General features: G+C 61.1%; 13 protein-coding genes. 7 read left to right on the top strand and 6 right to left on the bottom strand.

Features of this window, described 5'->3' with window-relative positions:
* The first annotated feature begins 865 nt into the window (after nt 1-865).
* Complete coding sequence (locus VZC39_RS09265; RefSeq protein WP_349922098.1) at nt 866-1,462, top strand: acetate uptake transporter; 597 nt, start codon at nt 866-868, stop codon at nt 1,460-1,462.
* 88 nt (nt 1,463-1,550) lie between these two features.
* Here VZC39_RS09265 and VZC39_RS09260 read toward each other — a convergent pair whose 3' ends face one another.
* Together VZC39_RS09260 and VZC39_RS09255 are read right to left on the bottom strand one after the other, a co-directional pair.
* Nucleotides 1,551-2,360 (bottom strand): zinc-dependent peptidase, encoded by an 810-nt coding sequence (locus VZC39_RS09260; protein WP_434667821.1) that lies wholly within the window; start codon nt 2,358-2,360, stop codon nt 1,551-1,553.
* Between the two features lie 18 nt (nt 2,361-2,378).
* Entirely contained in the window at nt 2,379-2,792 is a 414-nt protein-coding gene (locus VZC39_RS09255; RefSeq protein WP_434668441.1) for a GNAT family N-acetyltransferase, read from the bottom strand.
* A gap of 373 nt (nt 2,793-3,165) precedes the next feature.
* Here VZC39_RS09255 and VZC39_RS09250 point away from each other — a divergent pair, with 373 nt between their 5' ends.
* Nucleotides 3,166-4,659 carry an alanine/glycine:cation symporter family protein gene (locus VZC39_RS09250; RefSeq protein WP_349922096.1) on the top strand — a complete coding sequence of 498 codons (1,494 nt, stop codon included), beginning with the start codon at nt 3,166-3,168 and terminating at the stop codon, nt 4,657-4,659.
* A gap of 87 nt (nt 4,660-4,746) precedes the next feature.
* Here the strand turns inward: VZC39_RS09250 and VZC39_RS09245 are convergent, their stop codons facing one another.
* Entirely contained in the window at nt 4,747-5,553 is an 807-nt protein-coding gene (locus tag VZC39_RS09245) for a crotonase/enoyl-CoA hydratase family protein (protein ID WP_434667817.1), read from the bottom strand.
* A 169-nt stretch (nt 5,554-5,722) separates the two neighbouring features.
* Here VZC39_RS09245 and VZC39_RS09240 point away from each other — a divergent pair, with 169 nt between their 5' ends.
* The 5 genes from VZC39_RS09240 to VZC39_RS09220 all read left to right on the top strand — a co-directional run bounded on the left by VZC39_RS09240 (nt 5,723) and on the right by VZC39_RS09220 (nt 12,047).
* Entirely contained in the window at nt 5,723-7,507 is a 1,785-nt protein-coding gene (locus VZC39_RS09240) for a putative nucleotidyltransferase substrate binding domain-containing protein (protein WP_434667814.1), read from the top strand.
* Between the two features lie 7 nt (nt 7,508-7,514).
* On the top strand, nt 7,515-8,147 hold the full coding sequence (locus VZC39_RS09235) for a 3'-5' exonuclease (RefSeq protein WP_434667811.1): 633 nt from the start codon (nt 7,515-7,517) through the stop codon (nt 8,145-8,147).
* A 106-nt stretch (nt 8,148-8,253) separates the two neighbouring features.
* Nucleotides 8,254-8,565 (top strand): DUF485 domain-containing protein, encoded by a 312-nt coding sequence (locus VZC39_RS09230; RefSeq protein WP_434667808.1) that lies wholly within the window; start codon nt 8,254-8,256, stop codon nt 8,563-8,565.
* An 11-nt stretch (nt 8,566-8,576) separates the two neighbouring features.
* A complete protein-coding gene (locus tag VZC39_RS09225; protein ID WP_349922448.1) occupies nt 8,577-10,232 on the top strand; it encodes a cation acetate symporter in 1,656 nt (551 codons plus the stop codon).
* A gap of 222 nt (nt 10,233-10,454) precedes the next feature.
* Nucleotides 10,455-12,047, top strand: coding sequence for an ABC-F family ATPase (locus VZC39_RS09220; RefSeq protein ID WP_349922091.1), 1,593 nt, complete (start codon nt 10,455-10,457; stop codon nt 12,045-12,047).
* A 406-nt stretch (nt 12,048-12,453) separates the two neighbouring features.
* Here VZC39_RS09220 and ppiD read toward each other — a convergent pair whose 3' ends face one another.
* The 3 genes from ppiD to lon all read right to left on the bottom strand — a co-directional run bounded on the left by ppiD (nt 12,454) and on the right by lon (nt 17,384).
* On the bottom strand, nt 12,454-14,367 hold the full coding sequence (gene ppiD / locus VZC39_RS09215; RefSeq protein WP_434667804.1) for a peptidylprolyl isomerase: 1,914 nt from the start codon (nt 14,365-14,367) through the stop codon (nt 12,454-12,456).
* 150 nt (nt 14,368-14,517) lie between these two features.
* A complete protein-coding gene (hupB, locus tag VZC39_RS09210) occupies nt 14,518-14,790 on the bottom strand; it encodes a nucleoid-associated protein HU-beta (protein ID WP_005315375.1) in 273 nt (90 codons plus the stop codon).
* Between the two features lie 239 nt (nt 14,791-15,029).
* Entirely contained in the window at nt 15,030-17,384 is a 2,355-nt protein-coding gene (lon, locus tag VZC39_RS09205; RefSeq protein WP_349922089.1) for an endopeptidase La, read from the bottom strand.
* Nucleotides 17,385-17,509: the final 125 nt, after the last annotated feature.

The raw sequence follows: 17,509 nt of genomic DNA, 5'->3' as shown, positions 1-17,509 counted from the left end.
CCCCGTTTTCGAGCTGCCCTGGCTCCCTTCCCTCTCCTGCATCTTGCCAGCCTTGCCTTCCAGCTTCCTCACTTTCCCATTCTCCCTGTTCTCCCTGCTCTCCCTGTTCTTCCAGTCCTCCATCACACGACTCCGCCGCCGTACATTGGCGTCTCTTTCGCCTGTGACTGTCGTGCTAACTGCAACCTTCTTGATGGCCTTTGTTTGCCCCTGCCTTTGATCCTGCGACTCTAGCTCTCTCCCGCGCCGCGTCCCCGACCAGCTCTGCGCGTCTCTGGTTATCGGCATCCCGACTCGCCTCATCACGCGGAGGCATCCCCGTCATGCCAGGATGATCCCCTGGCTCGTCCCGAACGATGAGACCTTCGCCCGGACACTCGCCCTGGCAAGGCTCGCCCTAGATTCACAGCCGTTTTCACTGCCTACTTGAAGACGAGCAGTGGAATCGTCCACAGGATTCAACGCGATGCAGACAGGTGTCGATAAGTGGACCTCAAGCCGGGATAAAATAGCCTTGTCTGATGGCATATAAGGGCGTTTTTCAACCACATCGTCATACGAGCCATCGCGACCTCGGCCCGCTAGTCTCCTGCGCGGCTCGTCCGGCTGCATGAACAAGGTGTCATCGTTGTCTCCTGCCGCCCCGTCATTTACTTTCACTGCCCCGTCATTTACACAAAAAACCAACCTGACAGGCGTGATTCATTTACCTGTTTTCTACCTCCCAGACACGAATGATGAGCCGGGTAATATCCCGTGTCGTTTTTTTACTATTTATTCGCTCATCCCCCTTGCCCGGGGGTCGGCGGCTGCCTAAAATCGCGCGTCTTTTATCAACCCCCACCTCTATCGTTGGAGAACACACGTGAGCGAAAAATTGGCCAACCCTGCCCCTCTGGGTCTGATGGGTTTCGGTATGACCACCATTCTGCTGAACATCCATAACGCAGGCTTCTTCCCCATCAGTGCCATGATCCTGGCCATGGGCCTGTGCTATGGCGGTCTCGCCCAGATCATCGCCGGCATCATGGAGTACAAGCGTGGCAACACCTTCGGTGTCACCGCCTTCATCTCCTACGGCACCTTCTGGTGGAGCCTGGTGTTCCTGTTGATGATGCCTGGCATGGGCCTGGCTGAAGCCACTCCCCACGCCTTCATGGGCTGGTATCTGCTGATGTGGGGCATGTTCACCCTGTTCATGCTGGTTGGCACCGTCAACTTCCCCCGCGTGAAGCAGTTCGTGTTCGCCTCCCTGACCGTGCTCTTCTTCCTGCTGGCCGCCCGTGACTTCACCGGCAGCACCCTGATCGGCACCATCGCCGGTTTCGAAGGCATCATCTGTGGTGCCAGCGCCATCTACCTGGCCATGGCCACCGTGATCAACGAGCAGTTCGGCCGCACCGTGCTGCCCATCGGTGATCACAAGAAAGCCGCTGCCGTCCAGCTCAAGGCTGCCGCCTAAGCCGCAGGCATGGCTCGCGATGACGCGCGCCCATGATGAAATAGGCACCCCTCGGGGTGCCTTTTTGTTTGCCTGTCAAAGCAGTCCGCTAGCTGGGCAAGGACTCCTCCCCCGCCAGCAAACGGGTGGCCGGGAAGCGCGCCGCCGGCTGCTGACCATAGAAATGCTCGAACTGCTCGTAGACGGCGGGATAGACGGCCCGCAGCCGCAAGGGGTCGGTGAAGAAGCTCTCGCTGCACACCGCGAAAAATTCTGCGGGGTGCGAGGCCGCATAAGGGTCTATCTGGGTCACTTCGTCCCGGGCCAGCTGCTCATTCATCTCATCGAAGGCGCTTTGCAGGGCACGGGTCCAGGGTTGCTGCTCCATACCGCTCGGCAAAGGGGGCGCCCCGTCCGCATCGCCTCCCAGCATGTCGAGCTTGTGGGCCAGCTCGTGGATCACCAGGTTGAAACCATCCCAGTCCCCGTCCTGCTGCAACTCGCTCCAGGCCAGCACCAGCGGCCCCTGGGGCCAGGATTCGCCCGCGTTCTCCTCTTCCCACTCGCTCACCAGCCCGAACTCGTCCTGCACCTCCTGACGACGGGTGACAGGCTCGGGGATGATGATCACCTCATGAAAACCGCGATACCAGTCCATCCCCAGATGCAGGATGGGCAACACCGCCTGCAGGGCCAGCACCGCCTGCTGGCGCGCCGTGAGCTCGACCCCGATCTGGGTCAGGGTCTTGCGGGCCAGAAACTGGGTGGCCAGCGCCGTCAGCCGCTGCTCTTCGGCGGGAGTGAATCCCTGCAAGATGGGGATGGCGGCCAGCGCCTGCTGCCATTCAAGCGCCTGGGGGGCATTGTCCGCCGACCGGGCTGGTACACCGAATACACTTCTTAACCTCGACCAGAACACAGACTCTCCCGTTTCACTTCAGATGACCTTGACGAATCGCTTGGGGCGCTCGAGATAACCCTGTCCCAGATAGAAGCGGTGCGCCCCCTCCCGCTTGAGACTGCTGGAGAGCTCCAGTTGCATGCAACCGGCCACCCGGGCCCGCTCCTCCACTGTCGCCAGCAGCCTGGCCCCGACCCCGAGGCTCCTTGCACTATCATCGACGACCAGCGCCGAGATGAGGCCCCAGGCGGGTGCAACGTGCAGCGGTTGCAGGTGATGCCACACCAGCACCCCGACCACGGCCTCCGCCATGCAGGCCACCAGCACCTCCCGCGCCGGATCCGGCTGCATCAACCCCTGGCTCACCCCGGCTTCGAGGGCCGGGTAACCCAGCTGGACGAACAGGGACGCGAGGGCGGCACCATCCCCCTGCTCGGCAAGACGAACGATGCAACCATTTCCATCCTTGATGACGCGAGATCTCACTTCTGGCCTCAAACTTGCTCTCCTTATCAGGGGCACTCAGGGTCATGTCGGAAGCCACCCTCATGATGGCTGGGCCACTGGGGGAAATTCCGCCCTATGGGTAAGCGCCGTATCTTGTCCACCACTCACTGCCAATTGTTACTGTCAATTCACAAATTAACGGCTTGGCAACATATTTCGCTAGGAAGCATTGGCACAAGTCGATATGTTAAAACCCGCGGACTTTGCAGTCGAAAGTCCCGTGTCAATCGGTGTGACCCCCTTGGTCACCCACTATTCAATTTAGGGAACGAGGCGCAGACCTCGTCAAGACAGCGCAACAAAGGAGTTGTTGTACATGAATGAGATCGTCAATGCCATCAATGGTGTGATCTGGAGCCCAGCGCTCATCTATCTGTGCCTGGGAGTCGGCCTCTACTTCTCCCTGCGCAGCCGTTTTTTGCAACTGCGTCATATCAAGGAGATGATCCGGTTGATGTTTGATGGCAAGAGTACCGATGCCGGTGTCTCTTCCTTCCAGGCGCTGGCCATGACCCTGGCGGGTCGGGTCGGTACCGGCAACATTGCAGGGGTCGCCACCGCCATCACCTTCGGCGGCCCGGGCGCCCTGTTCTGGATGTGGATGGTTGCCTTCCTTGGCGCCAGCTCCGCCTTCGTGGAGTCCACCCTGGGTCAGGTCTACAAAGAGAAGATCAACGGCGAATACCGCGGTGGCCCGGCTTTCTACATCGAGAAAGGACTCGGCATCAAGTGGTACGCCTGGACCTTCGCCATCGCCACCATCTTCGCCTGCGGCGTGCTGCTGCCAGGGGTACAGGCCAACTCCATCGGTGCCAGCCTGCAGACTGCCTTTGATATCGATCCCAACGTCACCGCCGCGGGTCTGGCCATGCTGCTTGGCTTCATCATCTTCGGCGGCGTGAAGCGCATCGCTCACTTCGCCAGTACCGTGGTGCCCTTCATGGCGCTGGGCTACATCATCGTCGCCTGCGTCATCATCGCCCTCAACATCGGTCAGCTGCCGGGCATACTGCTGCTCATCTGGAAGAGTGCCTTCGGGATGGATGCCGGTTTCGGTGCCATTCTGGGCCTGGCCATCATGTGGGGGGTCAAACGCGGGGTCTACTCCAACGAAGCAGGTCAGGGCACCGGCCCGCACGCCTCCTCCGCCGCCGCCGTGAGCCACCCGGCCAAGCAGGGTCTGGTACAGGCGTTCTCCGTCTACATCGACACCCTGTTTGTCTGCTCCGCCACCGGCTTTATGCTGCTGATTACCGGGCTTTATAACGTTCAGGGTCCGGATGGCGCTGCTCTCTATACCGGTATCGCCGGTGTGGCCGCGGGCCCTGGCTATGTGCAGACCGCCATGGAGAGCATGATGCCGGGCTTTGGTAGCTACTTCGTGGCCATCGCGCTCTTCTTCTTCGCGTTCACCACCATCGTCGCCTACTACTACATCGCCGAGACCAACATCGCCTTCATCAACCGCAAGATCAACCGCCCCTGGCTCACCTTCATCCTGAAGATCGGCCTGATGGCGGCCACGGTGTACGGCACGGTCAAGACCGCCGATCTGGCATGGGGTCTGGGGGATATCGGGGTCGGCCTGATGGCCTGGCTCAACATCGGTGCCATCTTGCTGCTGCAAAAGACCGCCTTTGTCTGCCTGCGCGACTATGAGGCACAAAAAGCCCAAGGGCTGGATCCCGTGTTCCACCCGGAAAAGCTCGGCATCAAGAACGCCGATTACTGGACGGGCCGTCGCTCCGAGCAAAACCTGGAGCAGGAGCAAGCCGGTCATCCGTTCGAGGCGGATCGCACACCGTCCTGATCCCGCTCACCGAATGAGATCAAAAATGGCAGCCCTGGCTGCCATTTTTCTTTGGTAAACACTGCGTCATGAGGCGGCTTTTATCCCCTAGAGCGCGTTGCGCCTCGGTCCGAACGGCAGGCGCCAGCGAAACAGGCTGTTGAGGGTGGCGCGCCACTGATTGGGTCGCCCCAGGATCTGCCGCTGCAAGCGGGTCTCTTCTTTGAGCATCGCCTCATCGCTGCGGGCCCAGGCCTGGGTATAGAGCTGCTTGATCCCCGCCAGGGCATCCGGTGACTTGGTGATGAGGGTGTGCGCAAACGCCCGCGCCTCCTCCAGGGGATCATCGCAGACCCGGCTCACTAGGCCGAGGCTCTTCGCCTCCGCGGCCAGCAGCTCACGCCCGCTCATGGCAAGCTCCATGGCGGTATCCACCCCCATCAGATTGCGCAAGGTGACGCTGCCACTCATGTCGGGAATGATGCCCCACTTGATCTCCATCACCGAGAAGCGGCAATCCGGCGTGCTGAAGCGAAAATCGGCGCCGAGCGCTATCTGCAGGCCACCGCCGAAGCAGACCCCCTGCGTCACGGCGATCACCGGTACCGGCAACTGGTGCCAACCGTAGGCCACCCGCTGGGCCAGATTGGTCGCCTCGTCCGCCTCGCGCTTGAGAATGTCCAGGGCCGCCACCGGCTGACGCAGCATGGATTTCACATCCAGCCCTGCGCAGAAGGCGCGCCCCTCCCCGTGCAGGATCACCGCCCGCAGCCCCTTGTGCTGACTCAGCTCAATGAGTGTCTCGTCGATGGCCCCGAACATGACCCTGTCCAGCGCATTGAGTTTGTCCCCCCGGCTCAACAGCACCTCGGCGATGCCGTCCCGGATCGTCCACTTGACCCTTGGTTTGTCCATGTCCTCTCTTCTCCCTGTGAATCGACACTGGTCATACCACAACGTTACCAGAGTGTTACCAGCGGGGATAGAGAGGCTTGGCTCCCACTGCGACTAAAGTCGGCTGGCCTTTCGTCACCCCTCTTTGCCAGACTGGCACCAGGTTCCCTGCCCCAGGCCGAGACAAGCCATGTCCCTCTTGTTCGATTTCGCCCGTCCCCCCTTTGACTGCCTGGATACAGAGGCGCGCGACCATCTCGGCCAGCATCTCAGCATCTGCTATTTTCGCGCCGGTCAGACGGTGCTGAGCCCAGGGGAAGCCCCGCCCGGCCTCTACCTCATCACCAAGGGGGCGGTGGAAGAGTCCGGCCCTCACCAGCGCTTCGGCGACTACGGAGAGGGGGACATGTTCGATGTGCGGGCCCAGTTCGATGGCCATTGCCGCCATCGCTTCGACGCCCTGGAAGACAGCCTCTGCCAGCTCATTCCCGCGGACGTGTTTCAGCACCTCTGCGCCCGGCATCCCGACTTTGCCCACTACTTCACCGCCACCCTGACCGAGCGCCAGCGCGAGCAGGAGCGGCGCAGCCAGCTTGGCCAGCAGAATCTGGCGGAATTCATCCTGACCCGCATCGACCCGCATCATCTGCAACCCGCCCTGCAGCTCGGCAAGCACAGCACCCTGCTGGCCGCCAGCGAGGCCATGGCGGCCAAGGGCACGGATTGCCTGCTCTACCCGGCCGCCGATGGCAGCCTGAGCCTCGCCACCCGCAAGACCCTGCTCCATGCCCTGACCCTGAGCGGCCTGCCACTCTCGGCCCCACTCTCGCTGCTGACCCCGGCCCCGCTCATCGGCCTGACCCTCGGCAGCTATCTGTTCGATGCCCTGCTGCTGATGACCCGTCATCGCATCAAGCGACTGGTGGTCTGGCAGGGGCACGAGGTGGCAGGCATCCTGCACCTGACCCAGGTGCTCGGCCTTTTTTCCGCCCACTCCCACGTGCTGACCCTGCGCATCGCCCGGGCAGATGATCCCGCCTCCCTGGAGGCTGTCGCCCGGGAGCAGCAACAGCTCATCCGCACCCTCCATGCCCAGGGGATCCACACCCTCTTTCTGATGCGCCTCGTCGCCACCATCAACGAGCAGCTGATCGCCAAGGCCTTCACCCTGGTGATCCCGGCCGAGGTACAAGACAAGGTATGCCTGCTGATGCTGGGCTCGGAGGGGCGTGGCGAGCAGATCCAGAAGAGCGATCAGGACAATGCCCTGATCCTGCAAACCGGGCTGCACTGGCCGGACAGGGCGCGCGATCTCGCCGCCTTCAGCGCCCTGCTGGCTCGCCTCGGCTATCCCCCCTGCCCCGGCCATGTGATGGTCAGCAATCCGGCCTGGACCAGGGAGACCAGCCAGTGGCAGGACAACATCGAACAAGCCTGCCACAGGGCCAGCGAGGACGACCTGCTCTGGCTGGCGACCCTGGCCGATGCCCAGGCCATCGCCGGGGATCGCAACCTGCTGCCCCCCCTTGCCCGACATCTGCGAACCGCACTCTCGGAGCGGCCCGATCTGCTGGCGGAGATGGCGAGGGCGGCGGTCGCCTTTCACACCCCCCTGACTCTCTTCGGGCGCCTTGAGCAGGCACCGGAGGGGCTGGATCTCAAGCGCGGCGGCCTCTTCCCCCTGGTTCATGGCTTGCGCGTGCTGGCCCTGGAGGCCGGGGTGCTGGAGACTTCCACCCTGGGACGCATCGAGGCATTGGTGGCCCAGGGACGACTCAGCCAGGACTATGGCGCCAACCTGGCGGAGGCGTTTCGGCTCTTCATTCGCCTGCGGCTCGCCAGTCAGCTCAAGGGAGAAAACAGGGTGAGAGTGGAAACGCTCGGTCACGGGGAACGGGATCTGCTGCGCCACGCCCTGCATCAGGTGAAAAAGTTCCAGCAGTGGCTCGGCATCCACTTTCGTCTAAGGCAGTGAGCGGAACATGAGTCTCTGGCAGCACGGGCGCAGACGCTGGCATGGCCGCCACTTTCGTCAGGGGGAGTTCGCCCCCCTGTTCGGCCCGCCCCCGGCGGATGAGTGGGTGGCGCTGGATTTCGAGACCACCAGCCTGGATCCTAAGCGCGCCGAGATCGTCGCCATCGGCGCCGTGCGCATCGAGGGCAACCGGCTGCTCACCGGCGAGGCGCTCTCCCTCAAGGTACAGGCCCCCGCCAGCCTCAACGGGCAATCGGTCGCCATCCACGGCCTGCGCCATCAGGATCTGCAGGAGGGGCTGCCCCTCGAGGAGGCCCTGTGCCAGCTGTTGGCCTTTATCGGGCCACGGGAACTGGTGGGCTACCACATTGCCTATGACCTTCGCATCCTCAACCTGGCCTGCCATCAGCGCTGGGGGCTGCACCTGCCCCAGCGCGGCATAGAGGTGAGCCGCCTTTATCACGACAAGATCTACCGCCGCCACCCCGATGCCGTCATCGATCTGCACCTGGCCGCCATCTGCGAGCATCTTGCCCTGCCGCCCCTGCCCGCCCACGACGCCCTGGCGGATGCCGCCGCCGCGGGCCTCATCTTCCTGCGCCTCACCCGGGGCGGCCCCCTGACTTATCCCAAAGTCTAATTGTCGACAAATAACATTTAATTCACATTTCAGTTACATGAGCAGGCCTCCTGCTCGGTAGGGACAAGTTCACACACAGTCGACACAACCGTCACGGAGAACTGCAATGGAACAGCAACGCTATCTGAGGATCCAGCAAGATCCTATCTTCCAGGAGTTGGTCAGCAAACGCCAACGCTTCGCCTGGACCCTCTCCATCCTGATGCTGGGGCTCTACCTGGCATTCATCCTGCTCATCGCCTTCGCCCCCGGCTGGCTCGGCACGCCGCTGAGTGAAGGGTCTGCCATCACCCGTGGCATCCCGGTGGGGGTGGGTCTCATCCTCTCCTCCTTCGTGCTGACCGGCATCTATGTCTATCGCGCCAACGGCGAGTTTGACGAGCTGAACAACCAGATCCTCAAGGGAGTTCAATCATGAGCGGCATCTCCATGAAACAGACCGCCTTGCTGCTGCTCGGCGGCCTTCTCTCCACCCCCCTGCTGGCGGCCGATGCGCTGACGGGCGAGGTGCAGCGCCAGCCCCTCAACGTGCCGGCCATCGTCATGTTCGTTGCCTTCGTGGCCGCCACCCTGTTCATCACCTACTGGGCCTCCAAGCGCAACCGCTCGGCCTCCGACTACTACGCCGCCGGCGGGCGCATCACCGGCTTCCAGAATGGCCTGGCCATCGCCGGTGACTACATGTCCGCTGCCTCCTTCCTCGGTATCTCCGCCCTGGTCTACACCTCGGGCTATGACGGCCTCATCTACTCCATCGGCTTCCTGGTGGGCTGGCCCATCATCCTATTCCTCATCGCTGAGCGGCTGCGCAACCTCGGCAAGTACACCTTCGCCGACGTCGCCTCCTACCGCCTCAAGCAGACCGAGGTACGTACCCTCTCCGCCAGCGGTTCCCTGGTGGTGGTGGCCCTCTACCTCATCGCCCAGATGGTCGGTGCCGGCAAGCTCATCGAGCTCCTGTTCGGCCTGCAATATCACATCGCCGTGGTACTGGTCGGGATCCTGATGGTGCTCTACGTGCTGTTTGGCGGCATGCTGGCCACCACCTGGGTACAGATCATCAAGGCGGTGATGCTGCTCTCCGGCGCCTCCTTCATGGCCATCATGGTGATGAAGTCCGTCAACTTCGACATCGGCGCCCTGTTCAGCGAAGCGGTCAAGGTACACGCCAACGGCATCGCCATCATGAGCCCGGGCGGCCTGGTCTCCGACCCCATCTCCGCCATCTCGCTGGGACTGGCATTGATGTTCGGCACCGCCGGCCTGCCCCACATCCTGATGCGCTTCTTCACCGTGGGTGACGCCAAGGAAGCCCGCAAGTCGGTATTCTACGCCACCGGTTTCATCGGCTACTTCTACATCCTGACCTTCATCATCGGCTTTGGTGCCATCCTGCTGGTCAGCACCAATCCAGCCTTCAAGGACGCCACCGGCGCCCTGCTGGGCGGTACCAACATGGCGGCCGTGCACCTGGCCGATGCCGTGGGTGGCAGCCTGTTCCTCGGCTTCATCAGCGCCGTGGCCTTCGCCACCATCCTTGCGGTGGTCGCCGGCCTCACCCTGGCGGGTGCGTCTGCGGTCTCCCACGACCTCTATGCCTGCGTGCTGAAGAAGGGCAAGGCCAACGAGGTGGACGAGCTGCGGGTCTCCAAGATGACGACCCTGGTACTGGGTGTGGTCGCCATCGGTCTCGGCATCCTGTTCGAGAAGCAGAACATCGCCTTCATGGTGGGTCTGGCCTTCTCCATCGCGGCAAGCTGCAACTTCCCGGTGCTCTTCCTCTCCATGTTCTGGTCTCGCCTGACGACGCGCGGTGCCGTCTACGGTGGCTGGATGGGGCTGGTGAGCGCGGTTACCCTGATGATCCTGGGCCCCACCATCTGGGTGAAGGTGCTGGGTCATGCCGAGCCCATCTATCCGTACGAGTATCCGGCCCTCTTCTCCATGGCCATCGCCTTCATCGGGATCTGGTTCTTCTCGGTGACCGACAAGTCCCAAAATGCCAGCGACGAACATGCGAAGTTCTTCCCGCAGTTCGTGCGCTCCCAGACCGGGCTCGGTGCCGCCAGCGCCAGCTCCCACTAAGCCCGTCACTTTGTTTCCAAGCCGGCCCAGTGCCGGCTTTTTCTCTTCTCTGACCCCTCATCTCTTCCTTGTTGTTCTGTGATCCTCCTCTCCGGACGCCAATCCCTTCGTCCTCACTCCTGCGGCCTGCATGCAATAGCGCCAGATCACAGTTCTCGCTAAAACTTTCGGGGGATCTGTGCCATAATGCGCGCCATTTGACAGACCAACCGGGACATTCCAGTGCTTTCAAGCAACAACATCACCATGCAGTTCGGCGCCAAGCCGCTGTTTGAGAACATCAGCGTCAAGTTTGGCGGCGGCAACCGCTACGGCCTCATCGGCGCAAACGGCTGTGGCAAGTCCACCTTCATGAAGATCCTCGGCGGCGATCTGGAGCCCACTGGCGGTAATGTGAGCCTGGACGTCAATGAGCGTATCGGTAAGCTGCGCCAGGATCAGTTCGCCTACGAAGAGATGCGCGTGCTGGACGTGGTCATGATGGGCCACATCGAGCTGTGGGCCGCCATCGCCGAGCGTGACGCCATCTATGCGAACCTGGAAGCGACCGACGACGACTACATGAAGGCCGCCGAGCTCGAAGGCCTAGTCGCCGAGTACGACGGGTACACCGCCGAATCCCGCGCTGGCGAGCTGCTGCTGGGCGCCGGCATCCCCATCGAACAGCACAACGGCCCCATGAGCGAAGTGGCGCCGGGCTGGAAGCTGCGGGTGCTGTTGGCACAAGCGCTGTTCTCCAACCCCGATATCCTGCTGCTGGACGAACCGACCAACAACCTGGACATCAACACCATTCGCTGGCTGGAGCAGGTGCTCAACGATCGCGAGAGCACCATGATCATCATCTCTCACGACCGTCACTTCCTGAACTCCGTCTGCACCCACATGGCGGATCTGGATTACGGCGAGCTGCGGGTCTACCCGGGCAACTACGACGAGTACATGACCGCGGCCACCCAGGCTCGTGAGCGTCTGATCGCCGACAACGCCAAGAAGAAGGCCCAGATTGCCGACTTGCAGTCCTTCGTCTCCCGCTTCAGCGCCAACGCCTCCAAGTCCAGCCAGGCGACGTCTCGCCTCAAGCAGATCGACAAGATCAAGATTGAAGAAGTGAAGGTCTCCAGCCGTCAGAACCCCTTCATCCGCTTCGAGCAGGAGAAGAAGCTCTATCGCAACATCCTGGAAGTGGAAGGCGTCTCCAAGGGTTATGGCGAGGCTCCCCTGTTCAAGGGCCTCAACATGATGCTGGAAGTGGGCGAGAAGGTCGCCATCCTGGGTACCAACGGCATCGGTAAATCCACCCTGATCAAGACCCTGGTCGGCTCACTGGCACCGGATACCGGCACCATCAAGTGGTCCGAGAATGCCCAGATCGGCTACTACGCTCAGGATCACGCGGAAGACTTCGACACCGATCTCAACGTGTTCGACTGGATGGCCCAGTGGAAGCAGGCCAACGAAGACGAACAGGCGGTGCGCTCCGTGCTGGGTCGCCTGCTGTTCTCCCAGGACGACATCAAGAAGCCGGTCAAGGTGCTCTCCGGTGGTGAACAGGGCCGCATGCTGTTCGGCAAGCTGATGATGCAGCGCCCCAACATCCTGATCATGGATGAGCCGACCAACCACCTGGACATGGAATCTATCGAATCCTTGAACTTGGCGCTGGAGATGTATCAGGGCACCCTCATCTTCGTCTCCCACGACCGCGAGTTCGTCTCCTCCCTGGCGACCCGGATCCTGGAGCTGACCGAGAACGGCATCCGCGACTTCGGCGGTACCTATGAGGATTACCTGCGCACTCAGGGCGTGGTGTAAGCCTCCCCCTGCTCAAGCAGTCATGCAAACCGGCGCCCAGGCGCCGGTTTTTTATTGTCCTATGTGTATGCCTGCCTACCCGCAGTGCCTGTCTATCCGTAGTACCGCCTGCCTATCCGTATTACCTATCTATCAGCGTGGCCTGTCTGCATGTGCTCCGGGTCGCCGAGTCCCTCACCGCCGGCATCCCCTACTCCGAACCGGCCTCAGTGGGATGTGTTGTTAGCATTCCCAGGACATGGGAAGCAATTCCCCGTACACCAAGATGCTGCCAAAGCCATTCATATCAACGCACTTCATCTGCACTGACTGAATTTCACCGATGAATATCGCTGCAAAACCAAAATTTCATGGATAAAAAAACGGCCCCGATGTGGGGCCGTTTTCGATGGGTTGCGATGCCGGATTACTCGACGGTCGCTTCCACGTCGGTGAAGTACTCAATCTTGGCGGACTTGCGCAGCCCGTCGATGAGCGCCTTGTAGTCGGCCTGGGCTTTGCCCTGGCCAAGCTGGCCTTGCAGCAGGTTGACCATCTCGGACGGCTTCTCGGTCACATTGACCTTGTCCAGCGCCACTACCACGCGATCGCCATTGGCTTCAGCAACCAGTTCGACGCTCGGCTTGCCATCCTTCGGATGGGGCATGCGGAAGGCCTGGGCCAGCAGGTTCTGATCCAGATCCTGGGTGAAGCGCACGACACCCTTGTGGGCCTCGACCTTGGCACCCAGGGCGGTCAGATCGGCCTGGATATCGTCACCGGCATGCAGCTTGTCCAGCAGGGCCTGCGCCTTGCCACGGGCCACTTCGCTCGCCTTGTCATGCTTGATGGCCGCAACCACCTGCTCCTTGACCTCGGCCAGCGGCTTGGCGGCCTTGGGCTGATGGCCCATGATGTGCAGCACCAGTGCCTTGCCATCCCCGAGTTCAATCACGTCGGAGTTGGTGTTGTCATCGCGCAGCTGTTCGGAGAAGGCGGCGGAGATCACCTTGGGATCGTTCAGCGGTGCCGGGGCATCGGCCTGGCTGAAGTAATCGGAGGAGACCACCTTCAGGCCCATGGCTTCTGCAGTCAGATCCAGGGAGTCCGGGTTCTCGAAGCTGCTGTCAGCCATCTTCTGCTGCTCGGCAAAGAACTGCTCCTTGGCCTTGTCAGACTGCAGACGGGTGATGGTCTCGCTCATCACATCGACAAACGGCTTGGTCTTGGCCGGTTCGACCGCCAGCAGCTTGATGATGTGGAAACCGAACGGGCTCTTCACCACGGTGGAGAGATCGCCAGCCTTGGCCAGGGCAAAGGCCGCCTTCTCGAAGGCCGGATCCATCACCCCTTTCTCGAACCAGTCCAGCTCGCCGCCCTTCTTGGCGGAGAAGGTATCGGACGAGTTGGCCTTGGCCAGGGCAGCGAAATCTTCACCGCCTTTCGCCTTGACCAGCAGGGCTTCGGCTTGCTGCTCGGCCGCCTTCTCATCCTTGCCAAACGGGATCAGGATGTGGGCCACCTGACGACGCTCCGCACGCTGGAACAGGTCCTGGTGCTGATCGTAGTAATCCTGCGCATCCTGCTCGGTCACCTTGATGTCTTTGCTCAAGGTGGCGGCATCCAGCAGCAGATAGTCGACCTTGACCTTCTCGTCATTCATGAAGCGGGTGCTGTTGGCCTTGTAGAACTGCTCCACCTCGGCGTCGGTCACCTGAACCTCGTCGACGTAGGCTGCGGCCGCCAGACGCACCAGACGCAGATCGCGAGTCTGGTTGTAGAGCTTGTCTAGCTGCTCCGCTTCACCCTTGAGGGCGAACTCGGAACCCAGCACGGCGCCCATCAGCTGCTGACGCACCATGTCCTGGCGCAGGGAGTCACGGAACATCTCCGGAGTCATGCCGGCGCGGCGGATGAGTTGCAGATAGCGGTCGTTGTTGAACTTGCCGTTCTCGGCAAATTCCGGCATCGCGACGATGGCCTGCTTGATCTGCTCGTCGCTGACGCGCAGACCCAGCTCACGGGCCTTGCCGTCGATCAGCGCCTGATCGATGAGACGGTCAAGAACGCCGCGACGGAACTGTTTCATGTAATCGGGATTGGCGGCCAGCTGGTTGAAGGCTTCCCCCATCTGGGATTCCATGCGGGCCCGCTCGTTACGATAGGCATTCTCCAGTGCGGGAGCACTGATGTCATTGCCGTTGACGGTAGCGGGGGCGGTACGTGCCGGGCCATTGAGGTAGCTACCTACACCGGCCAAGGCAAAGGAGAGGATGATCAGGCCCAAGATAACCTTGGCTACCTTGCCCTGCGCCCCTTCGCGTAGTTTATCCAACATCATGTTTGTACTTATGCTCCCGAACTCGATGGGCGTAAATAATGAAAAGGCGCACCGATTGCGATGCGCCTTGGTCAATCAGTATGAGGGAGAGCCCTCTCACTTGTCTGGTCTGTGACCAAGGACGGTGCCGATGTGGTATCAGCGTCCGACTTAGTTGACCGCGTCTTTCAGGGCCTTGCCGGCTTTGAAGGCAGGAACTTTACCGGCGGCGATTTCGATGGTCGCACCAGTTTGCGGGTTGCGGCCGGAACGAGCAGCACGCTCACGAACAGCGAAAGTACCGAAGCCAACCAGCGCAACCTGGTCACCCTCTTTCAGCGCTTCACCAACGGCATCGATGAAAGCATCCAGCGCACGGCCAGCAGCGGCTTTGGAGATATCAGCACCGTCTGCAATCTTGTCAATCAGTTGAGATTTATTCACTCTTATTTTCCCCTATTATCGAACATCGCTGCGGCGCTGATTTCCCTGGCCACAACAGTGGAGGTTTTATAGCAAGCCTCCTGATCAGTTGCAAGTGACAATCTGGCGCAAACCCGCGCCACATCACGCATTGCGACTCATCATGAGTACCCGATCGGTGGTCAAGGCTACTTCCGTTATCCGGCGCATGCAAGCCTTAACCACCCCTCGAATGCGCCAAATTTGCGGCGCATCAACATTTACACGACAGAAACGCGTTCGAAACCCTGCGGATTGTCTTGCAGTGCCAGCGCCAGCACCTCATCTATCCAGCGAACCGGATAGATTTCAAGGTCTTGTTTGACGTTGGCCGGGATTTCTTCGAGATCCCGCTCATTCTCTTTCGGGATCAGCACCCGCTTGATGCCACCACGGTGAGCCGCCAGCAGCTTCTCCTTGAGACCACCGATGGGCAGCACTTCGCCGCGCAGGGTGATCTCGCCGGTCATGGCTACGTCGGCACGCACCGGGTTGCCAGTCAGGCTGGAGACCAGAGCGGTACACATGGCGATACCGGCACTCGGGCCATCTTTCGGGGTCGCCCCTTCCGGCACGTGCACGTGGATGTCGCGCTTCTCGTAGAAGTCACCGTTGATGCGCAGCTTCTCGGCACGGGCCCGCACCACTGTCATGGCCGCCTGGATGGACTCCTGCATCACATCACCGAGAGATCCGGTGTAGGTCAGCTTGCCCTTGCCCGGCATGTTGGTGGTCTCGATGGTGAGCAGATCGCCCCCCACCTCGGTCCAAGCCAGACCGCACACCTGACCAATCTGGTTCTGGTCGGTGGCCTTGCCGTAGTCGAAGCGCTGTACCCCGAGGAACTCCTTGAGGTTCTCCTGATTGACCAGAACATGCTTGATGCTCTTGTCCAGCAGGATCCGCTTGACCGCCTTGCGACAGATCTTGGAGATCTCGCGCTCCAGACTACGCACCCCCGCCTCGCGGGTGTAGTAGCGGATAACCCCGATCAGCGCCGAGTCATCGATGGTGATCTCCGCAGGCTTCAAGCCATTGCGCTGGATCTGCTTGGCCACCAGATGCTGCTTGGCGATGTTGAGCTTCTCGTCCTCGGTGTAACCGGACAGACGGATCACTTCCATCCGGTCCAGCAGCGGACCCGGAATGTTCATGGAGTTGGAAGTGGCCACGAACATCACGTCCGACAGGTCATAGTCCACTTCCAGATAGTGATCGTTGAAGCTGCTGTTCTGTTCGGGATCCAGCACTTCCAGCAAGGCAGATGCGGGATCGCCGCGCATGTCCGAGCTCATCTTGTCGATCTCGTCGAGCAGGAACAGCGGGTTCTTCACGCCGACTTTCGCCATCTTCTGGATGAGCTTGCCGGGCATGGAGCCGATGTAGGTACGGCGATGACCGCGGATCTCCGCCTCGTCACGCACGCCGCCGAGCGCCATGCGCACATATTTGCGGCCGGTGGCCTTGGCGATGGACTGACCCAGCGAGGTCTTGCCCACACCGGGAGGCCCAACCAGGCAGAGGATGGGGCCCTTGAGCTTGTTGACCCGCGCCTGCACCGCCAGATACTCGAGGATGCGATCCTTGACCTTGTCCAGGCCATAATGATCCGCGTCCAGCACTTCCTGGGCCTTGCCGAGGTCTTTTTTGACCTTGGAGCGGGCTTTCCAGGGCACCTGCACCATCCAGTCCACGTAGCTGCGCACGACCGTGGCTTCGGCAGACATGGGGGACATCATCTTCAGCTTGGCGAGCTCGGCCTGGGCCTTCTCACGGGCATCTTCCGGCATCCCCGCCTCTTCAATCTTGCGATTGAGGGCTTCGAATTCGTCCGGACTGTCTTCCAGCTCACCCAGCTCTTTCTGGATGGCCTTCATCTGCTCATTGAGGTAATACTCCCGCTGGCTCTTCTCCATCTGCTTCTTGACCCGGGAGCGGATGCGTTTCTCGACCTGCAGCAGGTCGATCTCCGACTCCATCATGGCCATCAGAAACTCGATGCGCTCGGACACGGAGGCGATTTCCAGCACCTTCTGCTTGTCTTCGAGCTTGAGCGGCATGTGGGCCGCCATGGTGTCCGCCAGGCGGGCAGCATCATCGATCGCCGAGATCGAGGTAAGCACCTCGGGCGGGATCTTCTTGTTGAGCTTGATGTAACCTTCAAACTGGCCGATGGCGGAGCGCACCAGCACATCCTGGTCCTTCTCGTCGATGGCGGCAGACGCGATGTACTGCGCCTCCCCGACGAAGAAGTCCTTGTCATCGATCATCCGCTCAAGACGGGCACGCTGACCCCCTTCCACCAGCACCTTGACGGTGCCATCCGGCAGCTTGAGCATCTGCAAAATGTTAGCCACTGTCCCGACGGTGAAGATCTCCTCCACCGTAGGCTCGTCTGTCGACGCATCCTTCTGGGCCACCAGCAGGACTTTCTTGTCCTGCTCCATGGCCGCTTCCAGACAGCGAATGGATTTTTCCCGCCCCACAAAGAGTGGAATGACCATGTGGGGGTAAACCACCACGTCACGAAGAGGCAGGACGGGAATCTCGATGCGTTCAGAACGCTCTAGGTTCATATATGTCCTCTCGGCTTGTTATACCGTTGGCAAAGCGCTTGGCAGAGTATATGGGGGCGCAAAGATGAGATTCAATCGCCTTGGCCGTAAAAAGCAAGAAAGGGGCAAAATGCCCCTTTATGTGA

This window comes from Aeromonas sp. NJAU223, from assembly GCF_051125555.1.
Lineage (GTDB): Bacteria > Pseudomonadota > Gammaproteobacteria > Enterobacterales > Aeromonadaceae > Aeromonas > Aeromonas veronii_G.
The sequence above is the reverse complement of the archived record's forward strand: the minus strand, read 5'-3'. Positions and strand labels throughout refer to the sequence as shown.

What these genes read in the sequence shown, in the direction of transcription:
- VZC39_RS09250 (WP_349922096.1), top strand. Translation starts at nt 3,166, where the DNA reads ATGAATGAGATCGTCAATGCCATCAATGGTGTGATCTGGAGCCCAGCG.
- VZC39_RS09245 (WP_434667817.1), bottom strand. Translation starts at nt 5,553, where the DNA reads ATGGACAAACCAAGGGTCAAGTGGACGATCCGGGACGGCATCGCCGAG.
- VZC39_RS09240 (WP_434667814.1), top strand. Translation starts at nt 5,723, where the DNA reads ATGTCCCTCTTGTTCGATTTCGCCCGTCCCCCCTTTGACTGCCTGGAT.
- VZC39_RS09235 (WP_434667811.1), top strand. Translation starts at nt 7,515, where the DNA reads ATGAGTCTCTGGCAGCACGGGCGCAGACGCTGGCATGGCCGCCACTTT.
- VZC39_RS09230 (WP_434667808.1), top strand. Translation starts at nt 8,254, where the DNA reads ATGGAACAGCAACGCTATCTGAGGATCCAGCAAGATCCTATCTTCCAG.
- VZC39_RS09225 (WP_349922448.1), top strand. Translation starts at nt 8,577, where the DNA reads ATGAAACAGACCGCCTTGCTGCTGCTCGGCGGCCTTCTCTCCACCCCC.
- ppiD (WP_434667804.1), bottom strand. Translation starts at nt 14,367, where the DNA reads ATGATGTTGGATAAACTACGCGAAGGGGCGCAGGGCAAGGTAGCCAAG.
- lon (WP_349922089.1), bottom strand. Translation starts at nt 17,384, where the DNA reads ATGAACCTAGAGCGTTCTGAACGCATCGAGATTCCCGTCCTGCCTCTT.